The sequence below is a fragment of the Micromonospora sp. B006 genome, from assembly GCF_003408515.1.
GTDB lineage: Bacteria > Actinomycetota > Actinomycetes > Mycobacteriales > Micromonosporaceae > Micromonospora > Micromonospora echinospora_A.
On record NZ_CP030865.1, the window covers coordinates 3,956,006 to 3,977,592 of the forward strand.

The following is a 21,587-nucleotide window of genomic DNA, read 5'->3' on the forward strand; positions in this document are numbered from 1 at the left end:
GGCCCTACCCGTCAGTAGCTGACCTCGCGGTTCTCCCCCGCCTTCGGCGGCTTGCCGGTCACCGCCGCCTTGGCGAAGCCGAGCAGGTTGACCACGGTGCTGCCGGGCGAGTCCCAGTACTCCGCCGAACCGGCGTGCACCTTGATCAACGTGATCCCCGGCGTCTCCAGGCCGTCCGGGAACCACACCTTGAGCAGCGGGTTCCACAACTCCTTCGCCCGGCCGGCGTCCCACTCCTCGGTGGCGGTGCCGGCCACCGACACCCAGGCGTGGTGGCGCTGGTCGGAGAAACCGACGTTGACCTGGGGGTTGACCCGGATCTGCCGGATCTTGGCGGAGTCGGCGTACGCGAAGAACCACAGATCCCCGTCGAACTCCGCCTCCTGCAGCCCCATCGGCCGGCTGACCAGCCGCCCGTCCACGCCGGTGGTGGTGAGCAGGCAGATCCGGGCGTCCCGGATCAGCTCGGTGACCCGGCGGCGGGCGTCCGCTGCGGTGGTCGGCTCGTTGCTCATGGGCACTCCTGTCTCCGATCGGCGTGATGCCGCTGCGGTGCCCGGGGCGGAACGGGTCAAACCTCCCGCGCGGTCATCGCCCGCCACCGAGCCAGGTTGTGCCTCGCGTCGACGAGCGCGTCGTGCCGGTCGGCCTCGGCGTCCGGCAGCCGGGGACGGCCCTTGTCGTCCCAGAGCTGGCGCAGCTCCTTGGTGAACCGGGGGATCTCCCGGGGCAGAGCCGGCATCGCGCCCCAGAGCTGGGCCAGCACGACATGGTCGTACGCGGCGTACCAGGCCCACAGCTCCAGCTGCTCGCCCGGCCGGTCCCGCACCGGCTCCAGCAGGAAGTCGTACAGGTCGTCGCGGATGCGCTCGCGCGAGCGCCAGGCCCGGTCGGCCGGCGAGGGGAGCTTGTCCAGCACGTTGCGCCGCACCCAGGGCACCGCCCGGGAGTCGTCGAACTCGGTGGAGACCGCGTAGAACTCGCGGCCGTACTCGTCGACGACGCCGATCGACACCAGGTCGACGATGCGGCCGTCCTCGATGAATTCGCAGTCGTAGAAATAGCGGTAAACCATCGCCCTCATCCTCGCCCATCACCGGCACGGGCCGGTCGCCGGGGCGTCCACCGAGGTCGGCGGCGGTGCCGGCGGCGGCCGGGCATGGTCACGGAAGTGTTTCCGGGGGTGTACAGCACGCGACGAGAGCGTCATGATCTGATGTGTACCGCCGTCGGGCGCCGAACCGGTTGAGCTGCTTCGTACCGGGACTGACAGCTTCACCCGGTGTGCGAGTTGTGACTTCTGACCGGGGAGGGGTTGGGCCGTGGAGTCTCGCCTGCCGGAGCCAGGTGACGCGCTCACGGGCGTGGAGATGTTCGCCGGGCTGGAGCCGGAGGTGCGGCAGCGGGTCATCGCCGCGGCCGTGCCGCGCACCTACCGCAAGGGCCAGCTGCTCTTCGTCGAGAACGACCCCGGCGAGTCGCTGATCGTGCTGCGCCGCGGCGCGGTGGCGGTGTTCCGCACCGCGCCGACCGGTGAGCGCGCGGTGCTGTCGGTGATCCGACCCCCGGACGTGCTCGGCGAGGTGTCCCTGTTGGACGCCTCCACCCGCTCGGCGTCGGCCGAGGCGATCGAGGACTGCGCCGCGCTGGCGCTGTCCCGGCCCGCCTTCATGGAGCTGGTGCACTCCAACCCGCGCATCCTGGACGCGGTGATGCGCTCGCTCGGCCAGTTGATCCGGCGGCTCACCGAGCAGAACGCCGACCACGTCTTCCTCGACCTGCCGGGCCGGGTGGCCAAGACGCTGGTCCGGCTGGCCGGCGAGAGCCAGGCCCCGATGATCACGATCGAGCTGAACCAGAGCCAGCTCGCCGAGATGGCCGGCGGCTCGCGGCAGAGCGTCAACCAGGCCATCGGCTCCTTCGCCAGCCGCGGCTGGCTGCGTACCGAGGGACGCCGGATCGTGGTCACCGACGTGGCCGCGCTGCGCCGCCGGGCCGGCATGAACGACCGCTGACGCGACGACGGCGGGGGCCGGCGGTCGTCCCGCCGGCCCCCGCCGCGTTCGTCGTACGCCCGGTCAGTCGTTGTCGGTGTCGGCCGGCGGCGCGCTCGGGCCCGGGCCGATCTTCGACGGGTCGGTCTTCTTCGGCGGGGTCGTCGTGGTGGTCGTGGTCTCGGTCGATCCGCTGCCCGCGGGCTGCTCCACCATGCCTTTTTCCTCCAGTTCGGCGAGGGTTACGGCGTCCACGTCGACCGTGTCACCGACGGCCCACACCGTCCCCCGTGGATCGGTCCATGAGGCGGACAGCCGGACGTGCACGGCAATCTCCCTGTCGACGGGACTTCCTGCTAGGGGAGACTAGACCCGGCCGAACAGCCGTGACGTCCCGCCGACACGTCGGGTACCCGACTGCGACGGCCACGCGGGACACTGGGGACCTCACGCGTACGGAGCCGGACATCGACCTCACCTGTGGACACTGCGCCCGGACCGCCGGGCCGGACGACCGTTTCTGCGGTGGGTGCGGCCGTCCGCTGGCTGCGGCCTGCCCATCCTGCGGCCACGCCAACGACACCGGCGCCAACTTCTGCACCAACTGCGGCCAGCCGCTGCGCGACCACGCGGTCGCGGTGCAGGAGGACCGCCGCCAGGTGAGCGTGCTCTTCATCGACATCGTCGACTTCACGACATACGCCGAACGGGCCGACCCGGAGCAGGCTCGCGGCCTGCAACAGGCCTACTTCGCCACGGTGCGCCGGCTGGTGCACCAGTACGGCGGCGTGGTGGAGAAGTACATCGGCGACGCCGTCATGGCGCTGTTCGGCGCGCCGGTGGCCACCGACAACGACGCGCTGCGCTGCGTACGCGCCGGACTGGAGCTGCAACGCAGCCTGGCCCGGCAGCCGGCCGGACCGCATCCACCGCTCGGATTCCGGGTCGGCATCGCCACCGGCGAGGCCCTCGTCGACCTGGCCGCGGCGCGCGACGGCGGCCAGGCGTTCGTCACCGGCGACGTGGTGAACACCGCCAGCCGGTTGCAGGGGCTCGCCCCGGTCGGCGGCGTGGTGGTGGACGAGAGCACCTGGGCGGCCACCCGGCGCGAGATGGAGTACGACGACCAGCCGCCGGTGACGTTGCGCGGCCGGTCCACTGTGAGCCGGATCTGGCTGGCCGTACGGGCACGGCCCCGGCGCGACGGGCAGACCGCCGAGCTGACCCCGATGGTCGACCGGGACCACGAGCGGGGCCTGCTGGTCAGCGCGTTGCACCGCACGCTGACCGAGCGCACCTCGCAGCTGCTCACCGTCTTCGGCCCGGCCGGGGTCGGCAAGAGCCGGCTGCTGCGTGAGCTGGCCCGGCACGCCGCCAGCCTGCCCGGCACCCGGGTCACCTGGCTGACCGGCCAGTGCCCGCCGTTCGGCGAGAACGTCACCTACGCCGCGCTGGCCGACATCGTCCGGAGCTGGACCGGACTGACCGGCGCCGACGACCCGGCCACCATCCGGGACCGGCTGCGCGAGCGGCTGGGCCGCCTCGCCGACCCGCACGCGGTACGGCTGGCCGAGGCGCTGGGCCCGCTCGTCGGCGTCTCCGGCGAACGGCTCACCTCGGCCGAGACCGAGGCGGCGTGGCGGCGCTTCCTGCTCGCCCTGGCCGCGACCGGTCCCACGGTGCTCGTCTTCGAGGACATGCACTGGGCCGACGAGGCGATGCTGTCCTTCGTCGAGCAGCTCGGCGCGGCCGCCCGCAACGTGCCGCTGCTCGTCGTCGCGACCGCCCGGCCGGAGCTGCGCGAGCAGCACCCGGCCTGGACCGGCACGATCAGCGGGGCGATGTCCATCTCGGTGCCGCCGATGCACGACGGCGACATCGACACGCTCTACTCGCTGCTGCTCGGCCAGGCCACGCTGCCGCAGGACGCGCGGGCGCCGCTGATCGAGTTCGCCGACGGCAACCCGCTCTACGCCCAGGAGTACGCGCGGATGCTGCTCGACGGCGGGCTGGCCGAGCGGACCGCCGCGCTCGCGCTCGTCGACCCGGTCGGGGGCGCCGGGATGCCGCGCACCGTGCAGGCGGTCATCGCCAACCGGCTGGACCTGCTCGACCCGGCCGACCGCGCGGTGCTCCAGGCCGCCTCGGTGGTCGGCGTGCAGTTCTGGGCGGCGCCGGTGGCGCTGGCGCTCGGCCGTCCGGCGGAGTGGGTCGAACGGGCGCTGCACCACCTCCAGCGCCGCGACCTCGTCTACGAGCTGCCCGTCTCGACGATGCCCGGCCAGGCGGAGTACCGGTTCCGGCACGTGCTGGTCCGCGACGTCTGCTATCAGCGGCTGCCCCGGGCCGAGCGGGTCGCCCGGCACCAGCGCACCGCCGACTGGCTGGAGCAGCTCGCCGACGGCCGGCAGCACGACCGGGCCGAGGTGCTGGCCAACCACAGGTGGGCGGCGCACGAGATCGCCCGTACGGTCGGCCTGGACCAGGCCCCGCACGCCGCCGCGACCCGGTCCGCGCTGCACCGGGCCGCACGCCGGGCGTACGACCTGCACGCGCTGGAGACCGCTGCCACGCTGGTGGACCGCGCGTTGAGCGTGGAGTGCGGTCCGGACCCGGCGCTCGAGCTGTTCCAGGCCGAGCTGGCGTTCTACCGGGACCGCGACGGCTTCCTCGACGGCGGCGGGACGGCGCTGCTCACCACGCTGGCCGGCCGGCTGGCCGACGCCGGTGACCGGCCCGGCGCGGCGAAGGCGTGGCGGCTGCTGGCCACGGCGGCCTTCGCCCGGGCCGACCGCTCGGAGCTGATGCGCTGCCTCGACCAGGCGATCGGGCTGCACGCCACGCTGCCGGACAGCGAGGACAAGGTGGGCGTGCTGCTGGAGCTGGCCCGCGCGCACATGCTCGACGCGGAGACCGAGCCGGCGTGCGTGGCCGCCCGCACCGCCGCCGAGCTGGCCGAGCGGCTGGGGCTGCGCGAGGCGCGGGCGAACGCGCGCATCACGCTCGCCGTGGTCCGCTACCAGTCCGGCGCCGAGGAGGCGTACGCCGAGCTGGCCGAGGTGACCGAGGAGTGCCGGGTGGAGCGGCTGACCAGCCGCCGCCGCGCGGTGCACAACCTGGCCTGGGTGCTGCAGGAGGAGGGCGACCTGGCCGGCTCGGCCCGGCTGATCGACGAGCAGCGCTCGCTGGACCTGGCCGGCGAGCACGCGCTGACGGTGAGCTTCAGCGACCAGTGGGCCCGGTCCTACTACAGCGGGGACTGGACGGCGGCGCTGCGGATGGCCGAGGGGTCGACGCGGCGCCCGACCGACGAGTGGGACCTGCACATCGTGGCCGTGTCCGGCTGGATCCGGGCGCTCGGCGACGACCCGGCCGGCCCGGGCGGCGGCGAGGACCTGGTGGACCAGGCGCTCGTCGCGGCCCGGCGCAGCGGCTTCCAGCGCGTGCTGCGCTCCACGCTGGCGCACGCCGCGCTCTGCCGCGCCGTGCAGGGCCGCCGGGACGAGGCGGTGGCGCTGCTGACCGAGCTGGACGAGGACTGGCGCCAGACCCGGATGATCCCGTTCGCCGAGTGGGTGCCGGCGATCGGCCACGTCGCGGCGCTGCTCGGCGGCGACGCCGCGGTGCTGGTGCGCGACCTGCTGGCCCACGCGCCCCGGGTGACCCGCTGGGCGCGGGCGGCCGGGCGGTCGGCCGAGGCGGCGCTGGCCCGGGGCGACGGGGACGCCGCGCGGGCGGGCCGGCTGCTCACCGGCGCGGCCGAGGGGTACGCGGAGATGACCGACGTCACCGACCAGATGATCGCGTCCGCGCTGGCTGTCGTGCCGCTGACCGAGGCGGACCCACCGGCCGCGGCGGCGACTCTGGCCCGGGTACGCGCGTTCGCCGACCGGCACTCCGCCGCCGGGCTGCTGCGGATCGCCGGGGCGGGCTGAGGGTCAGGCCGGGAGCGGCTGCCGTGCCGCGACGCCCTTGGCCTTCTGGGCGTACGTGTCGACGTACTCGCGGCCGGACAACTCCATCAGCTCGTACATGATCTCGTCGGTGACCGCCCGCTCGACGAACCGGTCGCCGGCCATCCCGGCGTAGCGGGAGAAGTCCAGCGGCGGCCCGAAGCGGATCCGCACCCGGCCCAGGTTGGGGATGATCTGGCCGGTCGGCTGGATGGCGTCGGAGTTGAGCATGGCCATCGGGACCACCGGGGCACCGCTCTCCAGCGCCAGCCGCGCCACCCCGGTCTTGCCCCGGTAGAGCCGGCCGTCCGGCGACCGGGTGCCCTCGGGGTAGATGCCGGCGATGCCACCGGCCCGCAGCACCGAGAGCTGGGTGTCGAGGGCGGCCCGGGCGGCGCGGCCGCCGGAGCGGTCGACCGGGATGGTGCCGGAGCCGACGAAGAACATCCTGGTGAGCCAGCCCTTGAGGCCCCTACCCGTGAAGTATTCGGCTTTGGCGATGAATGTGACTTTTCGCTTGACGATCAGCGGAGTGAAGATCGAATCCGAGAAGGAGAGGTGATTGCTGGCGAGGATCACCGGCCCGGTCTCCGGCACGTGCTCCAGTCCCTCGACCTGCGGGCGGAAGATCAGCCTCAGCAACGGGCCGAGGATGACGTACTTCAGCAGCCAGTACAGCACCGGCGTCCTTCCCGTTCGGTGGCGGCGGGCGGGCCGCCGCGTGGCCCCGCAGGCGCCGGCGGCGCCCGGAGGAGTCCGGGAAGAGGGTACGAACGACGAGCGGCACGCCACAACGCACTCCCGGAACCGGGTGCCGACGTGTCACGATTCAGGGCACGGGCAGGGAACGGCGAAGGGGGTGTCCGGTGTCAGGGGGCGGGCCCCGTCGGGGACGGCGGGACAACGGGCTCGACGCGGCCGAGTACGCGGTCGCGGGCGACGTCGATCCACGCGTCGGCGAGCACCTGCAGGACGTGCTCGCCGCCGGTGGCATCGCGGCCTACCTCCAGCCCTCGGCCGACCTGAACCCGGTGACCCGCACCACCACCGTCCCGGCGCGCCCGGTCGACCGGCTCTACGTCGACAGGTCGCACCTGACCACCGCCCGGGACTACCTCACCCAGCTCGCCGACGAGGGCGGCGGCGACCAGCCGCGCGCCGACGAGCCGGACATCGAGGCCGAGTGGGCGAAGATCGTGGCCGGGTTCCACACCGCGCCGAGCGCCGGCAGCCACCCCTGGCCCGCGGCCGAGGACGTGGACGACCCGCCCGCGCCGGGCGCCGCCGCCGGCAGCCGCGCCGAGGAGCCGGCCGGCCCGACCGCCACCGACGTGCGCCGGCTGCCGTACGCGGCCGACATCTCCGGCGTCTCGCTGAGCCGGGACCGGCACGACGAGCCCTCGCTGCTGGACGGCCTGGACACGTTCGGCAACAACCTGCCCGACGAGGCGTCGGACGAGGAGCACTACACCCCGCCCCCGCCGCCCCCGCTGCCCCGCTTCTCCAAGTACGCGGTGCTCGGCGTCGCCTGCATCGTGCTCGGCTTCCTGCTGTTCCTGTCCCCCACCGTGGTGTCGCTCGTCGACCCGTCGGTGGTCACGCTGCTCGGCTTCTCCGGCATCCTGGCCGGTTTCGTGATGCTGATCTGGCGGCTGCGCCCGGGCGACCGGGACGACCACGACCCGGACGACGGCGCTGTCGTCTGACGCCGCTCCGCCCGGATGGCGGGACGCCGCTCGCCCTGGGCCCGGGCGTAACAAGCGTGTAACTTACAGTCAGTAGGAATAGGCTGAACGTCACGTCCCGCACCGGCTGTCCGGCTTGCGTCTCTTCCGGGTCGCCGGTCCCCTGCTGAGCGGAATGCCCGATGCGACAGAGCCCTCTCGTGGTGGTGGCCAACCGCCTCCCCATCGACGACAGTGTGGCGCCCGACGGCGCCTTCGAGTGGCGCCGCAGCCCCGGCGGCCTGGTGAGCGCCCTGCACCCGCTGCTGCGGCAGACGCCCGCCACCTGGGTCGGCTGGGCCGGCGGCACCGGACCCGCCCCCGCGCTGCCGGACGTGGACGGCGTCCGCATGCACACCGTGCCGCTGAGCGCCGAGGACTTCCGCGACCACTACGAGGGCTTCGCTAACGCCACCCTCTGGCCGCTCTACCACGACGCCGTCGAGCAGCCGGAGTACCACCGCCGGTGGTGGGAGGCGTACCAGCGGGTCAACCAGCGCTTCGCCGAGGCCGCGGCCGAGACGGCCGAGCCCGGCGGCCTGGTCTGGGTGCAGGACTACCACCTCCAGCTGGTGCCCGGCCTGCTCCGCGACCTGCGGCCGGACCTGCGGATCGGCTTCTTCCTGCACGTGCCGTTCCCGCCGCCGGAGCTGTTCATGCAGTTGCCGCGCCGGGCCGAGCTGCTGCGCGGCATGCTCGGCGCCGACCTGATCGGCTTCCAGCGGGCCCAGGCCGCGCACAACTTCGCCCAGCTCGCCACCAAGGTGCTCGGCCTGCCCGCGACCGACCGGCGGATCGGCGTCGACGGCCGGGTCGTGCGCATCGGCGCCTTCCCGGTCGCCATCGACACCGCCGAGATGTCCGCGCTCGCGGCGCGCCCGGAGGTCGCCGAACGGGCCCGCCGGCTCCGGCAGGACCTCGGCCAGCCGGAACAGGTGATCCTCAGCGTCGACCGGATGGACTACACGAAGGGCATCGAGCAGCGGCTCAAGGCGTACCGCGAACTGCTCGCCAGCGGCGACATCAAGGTCCGCGACACCGTGCTGGTCCAGGTGGCCGTGCCCAGCCGCGACCGGGTGGCGCAGTACCAGATCCTGCGGGACCGGGTGGAGCACCAGGTCGGGCGGATCAACGGCGAGTTCGGCCGGGTCGGCGAGCCGCCGATCCACTACCTCTCCCAGCCGTTCGACCGGGCCGAGCTGGTCGCGCTCTACCGCGTCGCGGACGTGATGGCGGTGACGCCGCTGCGCGACGGGATGAACCTGGTGGCGAAGGAGTACGTGGCGGCCCGGGTCGACGGCACCGGCGCGCTGCTGCTCAGCGAGTTCGCCGGCGCCGCCTCCGAGCTGGAGCAGGCGTACCTGGTCAACCCGCACGACCTCGACGGCCTCAAGCAGGGGCTGCTGGCCGCGCTGCGCGCCGGCCCGGAGGACGTGGCGGCCCGGATGGGCGCCATGCGCGAACACCTGGCGCGCAACGACATCCACGCCTGGGCGGCGTCCTACCTGAGCGCGCTGGAGGAGAGCGGCTCGCTCGCCGGCCGCCGCGCCGCCACCCGCTGAGCCGGCGCCCCGGCGCTCATCCCGCCGTGGACGCCGGGTCCTTGTCCAGCCAGTCCAGGATCGCGTCGATCGGCTCCCGCCAGCGGGCGTCGAGCATCAGGTCGTGTCCCATGCCGGGGAAGAGCAGCGGCGCGGAGGCGTACCGCTGGGCGGCCCGGACCAGCGCGGACGCCGGCACGACCCGGTCGTCCGGGCTGCCGAGCACCAGCACCGGCGGCCGGCCCACCGCGGGCTCCGGACCCCGGCCGGTCAGCAGCTGCCACTGCGCCCGCCGACCGGCGCGGCCCAGCCGGGCCAGGTGCCGCCGGGCGTCGGTGTCGGGCAACTCCCGGCTGAACAGCTGCCGCCGGTTGAGCCGCAGCCCGGCACCGAAGACCGCCGGCACGGTCCCGGCCGGATTGCGCCGCAACGCCGTGCCGAACGTCGACCAGCCGCCGAGCACCGGCGCCACCAGCACCGCCGCCCGCGCCGGGTAGCGGGCCAGCGCGTGCGCCACGACCCGGGCGCCGGCGCCGTGCCCCACCAGCACCGCCTGCCGCGGCAGGCTCGCCGCCACCTGCGTCACGTCATGGGTGTACGAACGCAGCGTCGCCTCCGGCGCCGGCTCGCTGCCGCCGTGCCCGCGCAGGCTCAGCGCGTACGCCGGGAAGCCGCGACCGGCGGCGTGCCCCAGCCAGTGCTCGGCGAACGCCCACGCGCCGTGGCCGAACCCGGGCACGAACAGCAGCGGCGGTTTCGCCTCCTCCCGCTCCGGCACCGCGGCGAGGACCTCGCGGCGGGCGGGCCGCTCCGGCCGGGCCCACTCCCAGGACCGGACCACCCGCATCCGCTCGGCCGTCACAGTGCCTGCCTTTCGTTCGCGACTGCGGGACTCCGCTGCGCTGCGTTCCTCGCGCTCACCGTGTGCCCTCCAGCTCGTGCAGCGCCCGCTGGAGCGCGCGCAGGTAGTCGGCGTGCCCGACCTCGAACCAGTGCCGGGTGCTGTCCTTGACCTTGGCCGAGTACCGCTCGCCGAGGCCCGCGCGGACCTTGCGGTCGAACGCGGCGGCCCGCTCCGGCCGGGTGGCGCGCAGCGTGAGCAGCCGGGCGAACAGCACGCTCTGCCAGTGCGAGATGGGGAAGATGCCGGAGTCCGGCTGCACCAGGCCGACCACGGCGAGCGTGGGATGCCCGGCGGTGAACGCGTTGAGCCACAGCCGGGGCCGCCCGGAGTCGTCCTCGTCGCCGAGCACCTGTCCCTTGAGGAACTCGAAGCGCGGCAGGTATCCGGTGGCGAAGACGACCAGCTCGGGGTCGATGCGCCGGCCGTCGGTCAGCTCCACCGCGCGGTCGTCGAACCGGGCCACGTCCGGCACCGGCGTGACCTCGCCGTGCCCGACGTAGTAGACGAGCTGGCTGTTGGCGATCGGGTGCGTCTCGTAGACGCGGTGGTCCGGCTTGGGCATGCCGAACCGGGTCAGGTCGCCGACGGTCAGCCGCAGCGTCCAGTGGTAGAGCCACTGCCGTACCCGCAGCGGCACCCGCAGCGCCAGCAGCGTGTCGTTCACCTGGTCGGCGGGGCGGCCGAGGACGTACTTCGGGGCGTACCAGTAGCCGCGCCGGGTGGAGTGCCAGCAGTGCGACGCCTGCTGGGCCGCCTCGACCGCGATGTCGCAGCCGGTGTTGCCGGCGCCCACCACCAGCACCCGCTTGCCGCGCAACTGCGCCGGGTCCTTGTAGGACGAGGCGTGCATGACCTCGCCGCGGAACTGCTCCAGCCCCTCGTAGCGGGGCAGCTTCGGCGACCAGTTGTGCCCGTTGGCGAGCACCACCGCGGCGTACCGGGAGGTGCGCTCGGGACCGTAGCCGCCGGTGCTGCGCGTGGTGACGTCCCACCGGTCCCCCCCGACCGGCTCGACCCGGACCACCTCGGTGCCGAACCAGACGTGCTGGCGCAGGTCGAAGTGGTCGGCGTACCGCTCGAAGTAGGACAGGAGCTGGCTGTGGTGCGGGTAGTCCGGCCAGTCGTCCGGCATCGGGAAGTCGGGGAACTGGGTGAACGGCCGGGACGAGATCAGGTGCGTGCTGGCGTACACCGGACTGCGGTCGTGCCGCCAGTTCCAGGCGCCGCCGACGCCTGTCTCCCGCTCGTAGCAGTCCACGCCGAAGCCGGCCTCGCGGAGGTTCTTGACGGCGGTCAGGCCGCTGGCGCCGGCGCCGATGACGCAGACCGTGTCACCCCGGTCGGAGACCGGGCGTTCGGCACGGCTCGGTACGGCCGTCTGGTCCGGATCGGGGTGGCCGAGCTCGGTGGAGGAGGACACCGCGAAATCCTGCCGAGAATGCCAGCCGTTGTCCAGCCACCGATTCCGGGGACGGTCAGGCGGTCGGCAGCAGCAGGTCGACCAGCACCGGGAAGTGGTCGCTGGCGCGGCGGGTCAGCGGCGTGTCCACCACGTCGTAGTCGACCACCGTGATCCGGGGATCGACGAAGAGCGCGTCGATGCGGCGGCGCGGGTCGGCGCAGGAGAACGTGTGCCGGTCGGCCCGGTCGGCGGCCAGCGCCGCGTCGGTGAGCCCCTCGGCGACCGTCTGCCAGGCCGGCCCGTCCGGGCCCTCGTTGAGGTCCGCGCCGGCCACCACGGGCAGCGTGGACGCGGCCAGCTCCCGCTTGAACGCCGCCGCCTGCGCCGGCCGCTCGGCCGGGTCGGTGGACAGGTGCGAGCCGGCCAGCAGCAGGTCGACGCCGCCGACCCGGCACCGCGCGTACGCGGCGCCGCGCATGTGCCGCCCCGGGGTCAGCGGATACCGCTGGCAGCTGGTTTCGGTGACCCGCACCCGCAGGGTGGTCAGCAGCACGTTGCCCAGCGACGGCAGGCCACCGGCCGCCACCACCATGCCGAACGACTCGGCGAGCGCGGCGCACTTCTGCCGCCACCGGAACCGGCGCGGTCCCTCCTGGACGATCACCACGTCCGGGGCCGCGCCCCGGACCACCTCGGCCAGCGCGGCGGTGTCGTCCCGCTGTCCGTGGACGTTGTACGACACCACCCGCAGCGGCACACCCGAGTCCGTCATGTCAGATCCGCCGGGCCAGGTCGGCGGCGCCGATCACGCCGGCGGTGTTGCCCAGCTCGGCCGGGCGCACCTCGGCGACGGGCAGGCGGCTGCGCTGGGCCAGCGCCTCGGCGAACGACCGGCGGGTCGGGCCGAGCAGCAGGTCACCGGCGTCGATCACGCCACCGCCCACCACGAGCACCTGCGGGTCGAGGATCTGCGCCATGTCGGCGAGGCTGGTGCCGAGCCAGCGGCCGACCTGGGCGAACGCCTCGGTGGAGACCGGGTCGCCGCCCTTGGCCGCGGCGGTCACCATCGGGCCGGTGATCGACTCGGCCTCGCCGTCGGCCAACTCCAGCAGCGCCGCGGCCCGGTGCGGCTCCTGGCGGGCGGCGGCGCGGGCGAAGCGGACCAGGGCGCTGCCGCTGGCGTACTGCTCGATGCAGCCCAGCCGGCCGCAGCCGCACTGGTGGCCGTCCGGCACGGTGAGCATGTGCCCCAGCTCGGCGGCGATGCCGTTGGCGCCGCGGACCAGGTCGCCGCCGAGCACGATGCCGCCGCCGACGCCGGTGCCGATGGTGAACATGACCATCGAGTCGTCGGCGTCACGGGCCGCGCCGTAACGGAACTCCGCCCACGCGGCCACGTTCCCGTCGTTCTCCACGATCACCGGAAGGCCGGTGGCGTCCCCGACGTACGTGCGCAGCGGCTCGTCCCGCCAGGCCAGGTTCGGGGCGAACAGCACGGTGGAGCGGGAGGCGTCGATCCAGCCGGCGGCGCCGATGCCGACCGCCTCGACGGCGTGACCGGCGGCCAGCTCGGTGACGACCTCGATGATGACGTCGCGGGTCTTGGCCACGTCGTCGGCGGGGGTGTCCCGTCGCGTCTGCACGAGTACCGCGCCGGCGTCGTCCACGACACCGCCGGCCACCTTCGTGCCACCGACGTCGACTCCGATGGTCAGCGTCACCGCTGCCACTCCCCTCTGCTGTGCTGCCCGGGAACCGGCCGAACCGGCCGTACGGTCCCGGGATGTCCGGTGGTCAGGCCCCGTCGCCTGGTGCGTCCGCGCCCACCTCGCCGGACGCCCGCGAGGCGGGCACCACGGGACGGCCGGCCGGTGGCCGGCTCGTCGCCGGTTCCTGCGGCCCGGCGGCGTCGGCGGCACCCGCATCGGCCGCGCCCTCCCCCCGGGTGGCGGCGGACCACACGTCCTGCTCGGGTGCCGGCTGAGAATCATGCCCGGTACGGGTCGCCTCGCGCCACACGTGGTCCCCCGATCCGCCCGGCGCGGCGCCGCCGGTGTCGGCCGGCTGCTCCGGCTCGGCCGGGGTGAACGCCCGGAGCATGCTGGCGACACCGGCCGCCAGGTCCCCGGCGCCGGTGGCGAGCCGCTCGGCGAACTCGGGACTCGGGTCCCGCAACGCGGCGATACCGCGACAGACGGGGCAGACACAGCATTCCGGGGAGCCGGTGGCGAAACCGGCGGGGCCGGACGCCCGCGGACCGGAACCGGGGTCCGAGCCGCTGTGACCGAGGACACCGGAGAGGATCCCACCGAGCGGACCCCAGGGGCCGGAGCCCGGTGTGGCGGCGGCCAGCTTCGCGGTGGCCAGCAGTGTGGCGACGAGGCGCTCGGCCTCTTCCCGGGCCGAACCCGGATCAGTGGTGCCCATGGTTCGGCTCCTCCAGCGTGACTACCGGGACGACGGTCGGTTCTCCTGCGCCGCACCGGGTGCTTCTACCCGGCGCTTGAGCTGCTTCAACGCCGTATCCATGATCATTTTCTCGGCCTTGCGGCGGAACATGCCGAGCATCGCCACGGACAGCTCCACCTCCAGGGTGTAGGTCACCGTGGTCGTCCCGTCCGGGTTACCCACCAGGTCGTACGACCCGCGCTGGGACCGCTGCATCTTCGACGGGGCGACCAGGTGCCACTCGATCCGGGAGATGTCCTCGGCGTACTCGTAGGCCAGCACGTACTCGTCGGCCAGCACGCCCGCGTCGAGCGTGAATCGGACCTGGCTGGCGTAGCCGTCCTCGTACTCCTCGATCACCTCGGCCTCGCGGACCGCCTCGGTCCACTCGGGGTAACTGGGGAAGTCGCAGATGACGGCCGCCACCCGATCCGGTGACGCGCCGATGATGATCGACTGGGTGGAGGAGTCCGCCATGGGGGGAGGCTACCCGGCCGCGTCCCGGCCGGCGCCGCTCCACCCGCCGACGGCGTCCCACCAGCCGGTCGGGCAACCTCCCTGGCCGACCCCCCGGGGTGTGCGGGTAGGTTTCGACAGAGCCGACCAGGCCGGCCCCCGCCGGTAGAGCACGAGGGAGTGCAGGTGCGCGAGTTCTCCGTCCCGCCGATCGTCACCGTCGGCGACGCGGCCAACCTGACCGACCCGGTCTGGGAAAACGCCGAAGTCGCCCCGGACACCGTGCAGTTCGTCCGTCCCGGCGCGGGGACGGCGGCGCGCGAGGAGGTGACCTGCCGGCAGTTCCGCGACGAGGTGGTCGCGGTGGCCCGCGGCCTGATCGCGGCCGGCGTCTCCCCCGGCGACCGGGTCGGCCTGATGAGCCGCACCCGCTACGAGTGGACCCTGTTCGACTACGCGATCTGGGCCGCCGGCGCGGTCACCGTGCCGATCTACGAGACCTCCAGCGCCGAGCAGGCCGCCTGGATCCTCGGCGACTCCGGCGCCGTCGCCGTGGTGGTGGAGAGCACCGCGCACGCCACCCTGGTCGCCGGTGTCCGGGACCGGCTGCCCGAGCTGCGCGAGGTCTGGCAGATCGACCTGGGCGTGGTGGACGAGCTGGTCGCCGCCGGCGAGGCGGTGGACCCGGCCGAGGTCGACACGCGCCGCTCCATGCTCAAGGCCGGCGACGTCGCCACGATCCTCTACACCAGCGGCACCACCGGCCGGCCGAAGGGCTGCGTGCTGACCCACCGCAACATCTACACCGACATCGCCAACGCGGTGCCGGTGCTGCCGAACCTGTTCCGCCCGGGCGCCTCGACGCTGCTGTTCCTGCCGCTCGCGCACGCCTTCGCCCGGCTCATCCAGGTCGGCGTGGTGCACGCCCGGGCTACCATGGCGCACTGCGCGGACACCACGAACCTGGTCGCCGAGCTGCAGGACTTCAAGCCGACGTTCGTGCTCTCCGTACCCCGGGTGTTCGAGAAGGTCTACAACGGCGCGCGGCAGAAGGCCGAGGCCGAGGGCAAGGGCAAGATCTTCGACCGGGCGGAGAAGGTCGCCATCGCGTGGAGCGAGGCGCAGGAACTGCCGGGCGGTCCGGGCCTGGCGCTGCGCGCGCAGCACACCCTCTTCGACAAGCTGGTCTACCGCAAGCTGCGGGCGGCGATGGGCGGCCGGTGCCGCGACGCCATCTCCGGCGGCGCGCCGCTGGGCGCGCGGCTCGGGCACTTCTTCCGCGGCGTCGGGGTGACCATCTGCGAGGGGTACGGCCTGACCGAGACCTCCCCGGCCGCCGCCGCCAACCTGCCCACCGGCACCCGGATCGGCACCGTCGGCCGCCCCCTGCCCGGCGTCACCATCCGCATCGACGACGACGGCGAGGTCCTCATCGCCGGCGACATCGTCTTCCAGGGCTACTGGCACAACGAGGCGGCCACCGCCGAGGCGATCAGCGCCGACGGCTGGTTCCGCACCGGCGACCTCGGGCACCTCGACGACGACGGCTACCTGAGCATCACCGGCCGCAAGAAGGAGATCATCGTGACCGCCGGCGGCAAGAACGTCGCCCCGGCGGTGCTGGAGGACCAGGTCCGGGCGCACCCGCTGATCAGCCAGTGCGTGGTGGTCGGCGACCGGCAGCCGTTCATCGCCGCGCTCGTCACCATCGACGAGGAGGCGCTGCCGAAGTGGCTGGCCGGGCAGGGCCGCCCGGAGACCACGAGCATCGCCGAGCTGCGCGAGGACGCGGCGCTGCGCGCCGAGGTCCAGGGCGCGATCGACCAGGCCAACCAGGCGGTCTCCAAGGCCGAGGCGATCAAGGTGTTCCGGATCCTGCCGCAGGACTTCACCGAGACCACCGGTGAGCTGACCCCGTCGCTGAAGGTCAAGCGGCAGGTCGTGCACAAGACGTACGCCTCGGAGATCGCGGAGATCTACCAACGCTGACTACGATCCGTCACGTGCCCGCCTCCACATCCGGCCAGCCGCAGACGCAGCCCCTCGCGGTAGCGGCCCGCGCGGTTCTCCCCGCGCTGGTCGCCGCCCTGACCCTGTTCGCCACCCGCGACCCCGCCCAGCTCTGGTGGATCGCCCTGCTGGGCGTCGCGGGGCTGCCCGCCGTGCTCGCCCCGCAGCACCGGCTGCTCACCTCGATCAGCCGGTTCGCCGAGGTGGTGGTGCTCGGGCTGGCCGCCAGCCAGGTCGCCGCCGACACCCATCTCACCGGTGTCACCGGCGGGGTGGGCGCCTCGGCGGTGCTGCCGTACCTCGCCGTGCCGGTCACCGTGACCGCGCTGAGCCGCCGGTTCCGCGAGGGCGCCGCGCTGCTCGTGGTGGCGGCGGCGACGCTCGTGGCCAGCGCCGCGTTCACCCAGGTCGACGGTGGTGCGCAGCTCGGTCAGGTCGGCTACCTGGCGGTCTGCGCCCAGTGGCTGATCCTGGCCGGTCTCGGCCTCTACACCGCCGGCACGCTCCAGCGCGTGATGCGGGTCCGCGGCGAGGGCAAACCCCAGCCGTACGCCGAGGCGACCCGGCTGCTCACCCAGCTGCGTACGGTCGCCCGGCAGCTGCCCGGCGCCACGCTGGACCCGGGCGGCATCTCCGAGCACCTGCTGGAGGAGCTGCGGGTGGTGGCGAAGACCGACCGGGGCGCGGTGCTCTCCGCCAGCGGCGGCGGCCGGCTGGTCGTGCTGGCCCAGATCGGCGCGGACCGGGTCGACTGGGAGACCACGCTCGACGCCGACTCGGCCATCGCCGACGCCTGGGCCAGCCAGCAGCCGACCGTCTCGTCCCGCTCGCAGGGCCGCTCCCGGCGCTCCGGGGAGGTCTCCGCGCTGATCGTGCCGCTGGTGGCCGGCGTGCGCACGGTCGGCCTGGTGGTGATCGAGGCGGACACCGCCGCCGCGTACCCGCCGCCGGTGGTGTCCCGGGTGACGGCCCTGACCGGCCCGGCGGCGCTGCGGCTGGAGGCGGCGCTGCTCTTCGACGAGGTGCGCTCGCTGGCCACGAACGAGGAGCGGCAGCGGCTGGCCCGGGAGATCCACGACGGGGTCGCCCAGGAACTGGTCATGGTCGGGTACGGCATCGACAACGCCCTGGCCACCGTGCACGAGGACGCGGAGGAGACCGCCGACTCGCTGCGCACGCTGCGCCAGGAGGTGACCCGGGTGATCACCGAGCTGCGGCTGAGCCTGTTCGAGCTGCGCAGCGAGGTGGACCGGCACGGCGGCCTGGCCGCCGCCATCGCCGAGTACGCCCGTACCGTCGGCGCCTCCGGCGGCCTGCGGGTGCACCTGTCGCTCGACGAGTCCACCGCCCGGCTGCCGGCCGCGACCGAGGCCGAGTTGCTGCGCATCGCGCAGGAGGCGGTGACGAACGCCCGCAAGCACGCCGGCGCCTCGAACCTCTGGGTCACGTGCGAGGTGGATCCCCCGTACACCCGAATTGAAGTGTCGGATGACGGTCACGGCATCGGTGACCAGCGCCCGGACGGGCACTATGGCCTTGCGATCATGGCGGAGAGGGCGGAACGTATCCGAGGCCGGTTGGAGATCAGGCCACGTCAACCCAGTGGGACGACAGTGGCCGTGGTGCTCGGTTCGTCGCCCCGGCGCGATAAGGTGCGCGGCAGCGCCGCAGCAGCAGAAGGGGAGTAACCCGAGGATGACCAGCAGTCCGACACCGGCCACCCGTACCAAGGTTCTCCTAGTCGACGACCACGACCTCATCCGTAAGGGTCTTCGTCACGCGTTCGAGCGTGACCGTCAGTTCGAGGTCGTGGGCGAGGCCGCCACCGCCGCGGAGGGCGTGCGCCAGGCCGGCGCGCTCCAGCCCGACGTGGTGATCATGGATCTTCGCCTGCCCGACGGCAGCGGCCTGGAGGCCACCCGCGCCCTGCGCAAGTCCAGCGCGTCGATGGGCATCGTCGTGCTGACCATGTACGCCGGCGACGACCAGCTCTTCGGCGCCCTGGAGGCCGGCGCGAGCGCGTTCGTGCCGAAGACCGCGCCGGCCGACGAGGTGGTGGCCGCCGCCCGGCACGCCGCCTCCTCCCCCAGCGCGTTCACCGCCGCCGACCTGGCCGAGGCGATGAAGCGCCGGCTGGCGCCGTCCGGCCCGCAGCTGTCCCCCCGCGAGGGCCAGGTGCTGCGGCTGCTCGCCGACGGCATGAGCGTGGCCGGCATCGCCAAGCAGCTGTTCGTCAGCGAGTCGACCGCCAAGACCCACATCTCCAAGCTCTACGAGAAGCTGGGCGCGGCCAACCGGGCCCAGGCGCTGATGACCGCGCTGCGGCTGGGCCTGCTCGAGGCCCCGGACGCGCCCAAGTTCTGAGGCACACCGCCGGAAGAGGCCCCGTCCGCCACGGACGCGGGCCTCTTCGGCGTCACGGGTGCGGCTGACCGCGCACGGTGAACGGCCGGACGCATAGCGACGACGGTCTTTGCACCACGACGGCGGAGGGGCAGAATACCCGGGGTGATCCGCGCGGCGGTGACGGCCGCGCGTCGTCGACACCCGAGGGGCAGGACATGCAGCGGCCGGACTGGGCACCCGAGACGATCGACATCGAACGCCCCAGCGTCGCCCGCATGTACGACTACTATCTCGGCGGCTCGCACAACTTCGCCGCCGACCGGGCCGCCGCGCGGGCGATGGTGGAGGCGGTGCCGGAGGCCCCGCTGATGGCCCAGGCCAACCGCGCGTTCCTGCGCCGGGCGGTGCAGTACCTCGCCGGGACCGGCGTCCGCCAGTTCCTGGACATCGGCTCCGGCATCCCCACCGTCGGCAACGTGCACGAGATCGCCCAGGGCATCGATCCGGAGTCGCGCGTGGTCTACGTCGACGTGGACCCGGTGGCGGTGGCGCACAGCCAGGAGATCCTGGCCGGCAACGAGCGCGCCACGGTGCTCCGGGAGGACCTGCGCAACCCGGAGGCGATCCTGGCCCACCCGGAGGTCACCCGGCTGCTGGACTTCACACAGCCGGTCGCGGTGATGGTCGTGGCGGTGCTGCACTTCATCCCGGACACCGACCGCCCCGAGGAGATCCTGCGGACGCTGCGCGCGGCGCTGGCGCCCGGCAGCCACCTGGTGCTCTCCCAGGCCAGCGAGGACGGCCGCGCCGGCACCGGCGAACGGGCCGAGGCGGAGCGGGTCTACCGGCGCACCGACAGCCAGCTCTGGATCCGCAGCCGGGCCGAGCTGACCGCGCTCTTCGACGGCTTCGAGCTGGTCGACCCGGGCGTCGTATGGGTGCCGCAGTGGCGGCCGGACTCCCCCGACCAGGCCGAGAACGCCGAGCGGGCGGTCTTCATGGGCGGCGTCGGGCGGCTCGGTGGGTGACGACGCGACCCGCTGCCGGCCCGGCGTGTTCGCCCGGGCCTGGGCGAAGGCCGTCTCCGGGACCAGCTACCTGCCGATGACGCAGACGCAGCTGGAGGAGATGCTGCAGCGGCTCACCGAACGGCTGGCCCAGGCGCTGCGGGCCGAGCCGTTCGACATGCGGATCGGCCAGCAGGTCGGCGCGGAACTGGTGCAGGCGCACATCGCCTCCGCCGAAGGGCTGGGCCGCACCGTCGAGGTGATCCAGCTGCGCCTGGTCCGCGACCTCGACCTGGTCGTCGACGACGTCGAGGACCGGATGGCGCGGTTGCTCGCCACCGTCGCCACCGGCTACGCCCGCGCGCTGCGCGACCGCACGCTCGACGAGCAGGAGTCCATCCGCCGCGCCGCCATGATCGCCCGGGCGCACGCGGAACGGGCGCTGCGCGACAGCGAGGCCCGGTTCCGGCACCAGGCCACCCACGACCCGCTCACCGGCCTGCCCAACCGCACGCTGTTCACCGAGCGGCTGGCCGCCGCGATCACCAGGGGCGCCGACCGGGTCGGCGTCTGCTTCCTCGACCTGGACCGGTTCAAGGTCGTCAACGACTCCCTCGGCCACCAGGTCGGCGACTCGTTGCTGGTGGCGGTGGCGCAGCGGCTGCACGAGGCGCTCGGCGAGCATCTGGTGGCCCGGCTCGGTGGCGACGAGTTCGTGATCCTGATCGAGCGCACGACCGGCACCGACGACGCGGCGAAGGTCGCCGAGGCGGCGCTCGCAGCGGTTCGCGAGCCGGCGCTCGTCGACGGCCACGAACTGACCGTCTCGGCGAGCATCGGCATCGTGGAGCGCCCGGTCGCGGGCACCTCCCCGATGGAGCTGATGCGCGCGGCCGACAGCACGCTGCACTGGGCCAAGGCCGCGGGCGGGGCCCGCTGGTCGCTGTTCGACGCCGACCGCAACCGCCGCGACCTGGCCCGGTACGCGCTGTCCGCGGCGATCCCGGCCGCGCTGGACCGGGGCGAGTTCTACCTCGACTACCAGCCGCTGACGTCCCTGCGCGACGGGCGGGTGCTCGGCATGGAGGCGCTGGTGCGCTGGCGCCACCCCGAGCTGGGTGTGCTGCGGCCGGACAGCTTCATCCCGCTGGCCGAGGAGACCGGGCTGATCGTCCCGCTCGGCAGCTGGGTGCTGGCCGAGGCGTGCCGCGAGGCGGGCACCTGGCCGGCGGTCGACGGCGACGCGCCGTTCGTCAGCGTCAACCTGGCCGTACGCCAGCTGCACCGGGCCGACCTGGTGCCCGAGGTACGCGGCGTGCTCGGCCGCACCGGCCTGCCGCCGCGCCGGCTGCAACTGGAGATCACCGAGAGCACCATGATGAGCACAGTGGTCGAGCCGGTACGGGCGCTGCGGGTGCTCGGTGACCTGGGCGTCCGGGTCGCCATCGACGACTTCGGCACCGGCTACTCCAACCTCGCGTACCTGCGGGACCTGCCGGTCGACGAGCTGAAGGTGGCCGGCGAGTTCGTCACCGGCCTGCGCGCGCCGGACAGCGGCACCGACGAGCGGATCCTCGCCTCGCTCGTCTCGCTGGCGCACGCGCTGGACCTGACCGTCACCGCCGAGGGCGTGGAGACGGCCGACCAGGCGGACCGGCTGCGCGCGATCGGCTGCGACGCCGGGCAGGGCTGGCACTTCGGCCGCCCCGGCCCGGCCGCGCCGCACCTGGGCCGGGTGCCCGTGCACGTCGAAGCCGTCTCCTGAGGCGGACCGGCCGCCGTGCCGGAGCCGCTGTCCGGGG

19 protein-coding genes are annotated in these 21,587 nt (G+C 73.9%); 9 read left to right on the forward strand and 10 right to left on the reverse strand.

Going from position 1 to position 21,587, the window contains the following annotated elements; genetic code table 11:
* Positions 1 to 11: 11 nt before the first annotated feature.
* Together MicB006_RS17550 and MicB006_RS17555 are read right to left on the reverse strand one after the other, a co-directional pair.
* The gene (locus MicB006_RS17550) at positions 12 to 515 is read right to left on the reverse strand and encodes a pyridoxamine 5'-phosphate oxidase family protein (RefSeq protein ID WP_116507539.1); all 504 of its coding nucleotides are present in this window, start codon (positions 513 to 515) and stop codon (positions 12 to 14) included.
* 56 nt (positions 516 to 571) lie between these two features.
* On the reverse strand, positions 572 to 1,075 hold the full coding sequence (locus tag MicB006_RS17555; protein ID WP_116507541.1) for a polyadenylate-specific 3'-exoribonuclease AS: 504 nt from the start codon (positions 1,073 to 1,075) through the stop codon (positions 572 to 574).
* A 247-nt stretch (positions 1,076 to 1,322) separates the two neighbouring features.
* On the opposite strand from MicB006_RS17555, the gene MicB006_RS17560 reads away from it, so the two are divergent.
* A complete protein-coding gene (locus tag MicB006_RS17560) occupies positions 1,323 to 2,015 on the forward strand; it encodes a Crp/Fnr family transcriptional regulator (protein ID WP_013287664.1) in 693 nt (230 codons plus the stop codon).
* Positions 2,016 to 2,078: 63 nt separating this feature from the next.
* On the opposite strand, the gene MicB006_RS17565 is transcribed toward MicB006_RS17560, so the two are convergent.
* Positions 2,079 to 2,321 (reverse strand): hypothetical protein, encoded by a 243-nt coding sequence (locus tag MicB006_RS17565; RefSeq protein ID WP_116507543.1) that lies wholly within the window; start codon positions 2,319 to 2,321, stop codon positions 2,079 to 2,081.
* A gap of 59 nt (positions 2,322 to 2,380) precedes the next feature.
* Here MicB006_RS17565 and MicB006_RS17570 point away from each other — a divergent pair, with 59 nt between their 5' ends.
* A complete protein-coding gene (locus MicB006_RS17570; RefSeq protein WP_225980401.1) occupies positions 2,381 to 5,929 on the forward strand; it encodes an adenylate/guanylate cyclase domain-containing protein in 3,549 nt (1,182 codons plus the stop codon).
* Positions 5,930 to 5,932: 3 nt separating this feature from the next.
* Here MicB006_RS17570 and MicB006_RS17575 read toward each other — a convergent pair whose 3' ends face one another.
* Positions 5,933 to 6,628: a 1-acyl-sn-glycerol-3-phosphate acyltransferase gene (locus MicB006_RS17575; RefSeq protein ID WP_116507545.1), complete on the reverse strand. Its 696-nt coding sequence runs from the start codon at positions 6,626 to 6,628 to the stop codon at positions 5,933 to 5,935.
* 185 nt (positions 6,629 to 6,813) lie between these two features.
* Between MicB006_RS17575 and MicB006_RS17580 the strand changes: the two genes are divergently transcribed.
* Complete coding sequence (locus tag MicB006_RS17580; protein ID WP_116507547.1) at positions 6,814 to 7,653, forward strand: DUF308 domain-containing protein; 840 nt, start codon at positions 6,814 to 6,816, stop codon at positions 7,651 to 7,653.
* Positions 7,654 to 7,814: 161 nt separating this feature from the next.
* Positions 7,815 to 9,233, forward strand: a complete 1,419-nt coding sequence (locus MicB006_RS17585) for a trehalose-6-phosphate synthase (RefSeq protein WP_116507549.1) — start codon at positions 7,815 to 7,817, stop codon at positions 9,231 to 9,233.
* 16 nt (positions 9,234 to 9,249) lie between these two features.
* Here MicB006_RS17585 and MicB006_RS17590 read toward each other — a convergent pair whose 3' ends face one another.
* From MicB006_RS17590 to MicB006_RS17615, 6 genes are all read right to left on the reverse strand, one after another.
* Positions 9,250 to 10,059: an alpha/beta hydrolase gene (locus MicB006_RS17590; protein ID WP_116511534.1), complete on the reverse strand. Its 810-nt coding sequence runs from the start codon at positions 10,057 to 10,059 to the stop codon at positions 9,250 to 9,252.
* Positions 10,060 to 10,129: 70 nt separating this feature from the next.
* Positions 10,130 to 11,536, reverse strand: coding sequence for an NAD(P)/FAD-dependent oxidoreductase (locus MicB006_RS17595; RefSeq protein ID WP_116507550.1), 1,407 nt, complete (start codon positions 11,534 to 11,536; stop codon positions 10,130 to 10,132).
* 55 nt (positions 11,537 to 11,591) lie between these two features.
* Entirely contained in the window at positions 11,592 to 12,290 is a 699-nt protein-coding gene (locus MicB006_RS17600; RefSeq protein ID WP_116507552.1) for an endonuclease/exonuclease/phosphatase family protein, read from the reverse strand.
* A gap of 1 nt (position 12,291) precedes the next feature.
* Positions 12,292 to 13,248 carry an ROK family glucokinase gene (locus tag MicB006_RS17605; RefSeq protein ID WP_192900091.1) on the reverse strand — a complete coding sequence of 319 codons (957 nt, stop codon included), beginning with the start codon at positions 13,246 to 13,248 and terminating at the stop codon, positions 12,292 to 12,294.
* A 64-nt stretch (positions 13,249 to 13,312) separates the two neighbouring features.
* Complete coding sequence (locus MicB006_RS17610; RefSeq protein WP_116507556.1) at positions 13,313 to 13,945, reverse strand: hypothetical protein; 633 nt, start codon at positions 13,943 to 13,945, stop codon at positions 13,313 to 13,315.
* A 21-nt stretch (positions 13,946 to 13,966) separates the two neighbouring features.
* The gene (locus MicB006_RS17615; protein WP_116507558.1) at positions 13,967 to 14,443 is read right to left on the reverse strand and encodes an SRPBCC family protein; all 477 of its coding nucleotides are present in this window, start codon (positions 14,441 to 14,443) and stop codon (positions 13,967 to 13,969) included.
* A 165-nt stretch (positions 14,444 to 14,608) separates the two neighbouring features.
* Between MicB006_RS17615 and MicB006_RS17620 the strand changes: the two genes are divergently transcribed.
* The 5 genes from MicB006_RS17620 to MicB006_RS17640 all read left to right on the forward strand — a co-directional run bounded on the left by MicB006_RS17620 (position 14,609) and on the right by MicB006_RS17640 (position 21,550).
* Complete coding sequence (locus MicB006_RS17620) at positions 14,609 to 16,411, forward strand: long-chain fatty acid--CoA ligase (protein WP_116511537.1); 1,803 nt, start codon at positions 14,609 to 14,611, stop codon at positions 16,409 to 16,411.
* Between the two features lie 14 nt (positions 16,412 to 16,425).
* Positions 16,426 to 18,120, forward strand: a complete 1,695-nt coding sequence (locus tag MicB006_RS17625; RefSeq protein ID WP_116507560.1) for a GAF domain-containing sensor histidine kinase — start codon at positions 16,426 to 16,428, stop codon at positions 18,118 to 18,120.
* 7 nt (positions 18,121 to 18,127) lie between these two features.
* Positions 18,128 to 18,796, forward strand: coding sequence for a response regulator transcription factor (locus MicB006_RS17630; RefSeq protein ID WP_013287678.1), 669 nt, complete (start codon positions 18,128 to 18,130; stop codon positions 18,794 to 18,796).
* Positions 18,797 to 18,993: 197 nt separating this feature from the next.
* The gene (locus tag MicB006_RS17635) at positions 18,994 to 19,806 is read left to right on the forward strand and encodes an SAM-dependent methyltransferase (RefSeq protein WP_116507562.1); all 813 of its coding nucleotides are present in this window, start codon (positions 18,994 to 18,996) and stop codon (positions 19,804 to 19,806) included.
* Entirely contained in the window at positions 19,799 to 21,550 is a 1,752-nt protein-coding gene (locus tag MicB006_RS17640) for a bifunctional diguanylate cyclase/phosphodiesterase (RefSeq protein ID WP_116507564.1), read from the forward strand. Before MicB006_RS17635 ends, MicB006_RS17640 begins: the two co-directional genes overlap by 8 nt.
* Positions 21,551 to 21,587: the final 37 nt, after the last annotated feature.

What these genes read in the sequence shown, in the direction of transcription:
- MicB006_RS17550 (WP_116507539.1), bottom strand. Translation starts at nt 515, where the DNA reads ATGAGCAACGAGCCGACCACCGCAGCGGACGCCCGCCGCCGGGTCACC.
- MicB006_RS17555 (WP_116507541.1), bottom strand. Translation starts at nt 1,075, where the DNA reads ATGGTTTACCGCTATTTCTACGACTGCGAATTCATCGAGGACGGCCGC.
- MicB006_RS17585 (WP_116507549.1), top strand. Translation starts at nt 7,815, where the DNA reads ATGCGACAGAGCCCTCTCGTGGTGGTGGCCAACCGCCTCCCCATCGAC.
- MicB006_RS17590 (WP_116511534.1), bottom strand. Translation starts at nt 10,059, where the DNA reads ATGCGGGTGGTCCGGTCCTGGGAGTGGGCCCGGCCGGAGCGGCCCGCC.
- MicB006_RS17600 (WP_116507552.1), bottom strand. Translation starts at nt 12,290, where the DNA reads ATGACGGACTCGGGTGTGCCGCTGCGGGTGGTGTCGTACAACGTCCAC.
- MicB006_RS17610 (WP_116507556.1), bottom strand. Translation starts at nt 13,945, where the DNA reads ATGGGCACCACTGATCCGGGTTCGGCCCGGGAAGAGGCCGAGCGCCTC.
- MicB006_RS17615 (WP_116507558.1), bottom strand. Translation starts at nt 14,443, where the DNA reads ATGGCGGACTCCTCCACCCAGTCGATCATCATCGGCGCGTCACCGGAT.
- MicB006_RS17630 (WP_013287678.1), top strand. Translation starts at nt 18,128, where the DNA reads ATGACCAGCAGTCCGACACCGGCCACCCGTACCAAGGTTCTCCTAGTC.
- MicB006_RS17635 (WP_116507562.1), top strand. Translation starts at nt 18,994, where the DNA reads ATGCAGCGGCCGGACTGGGCACCCGAGACGATCGACATCGAACGCCCC.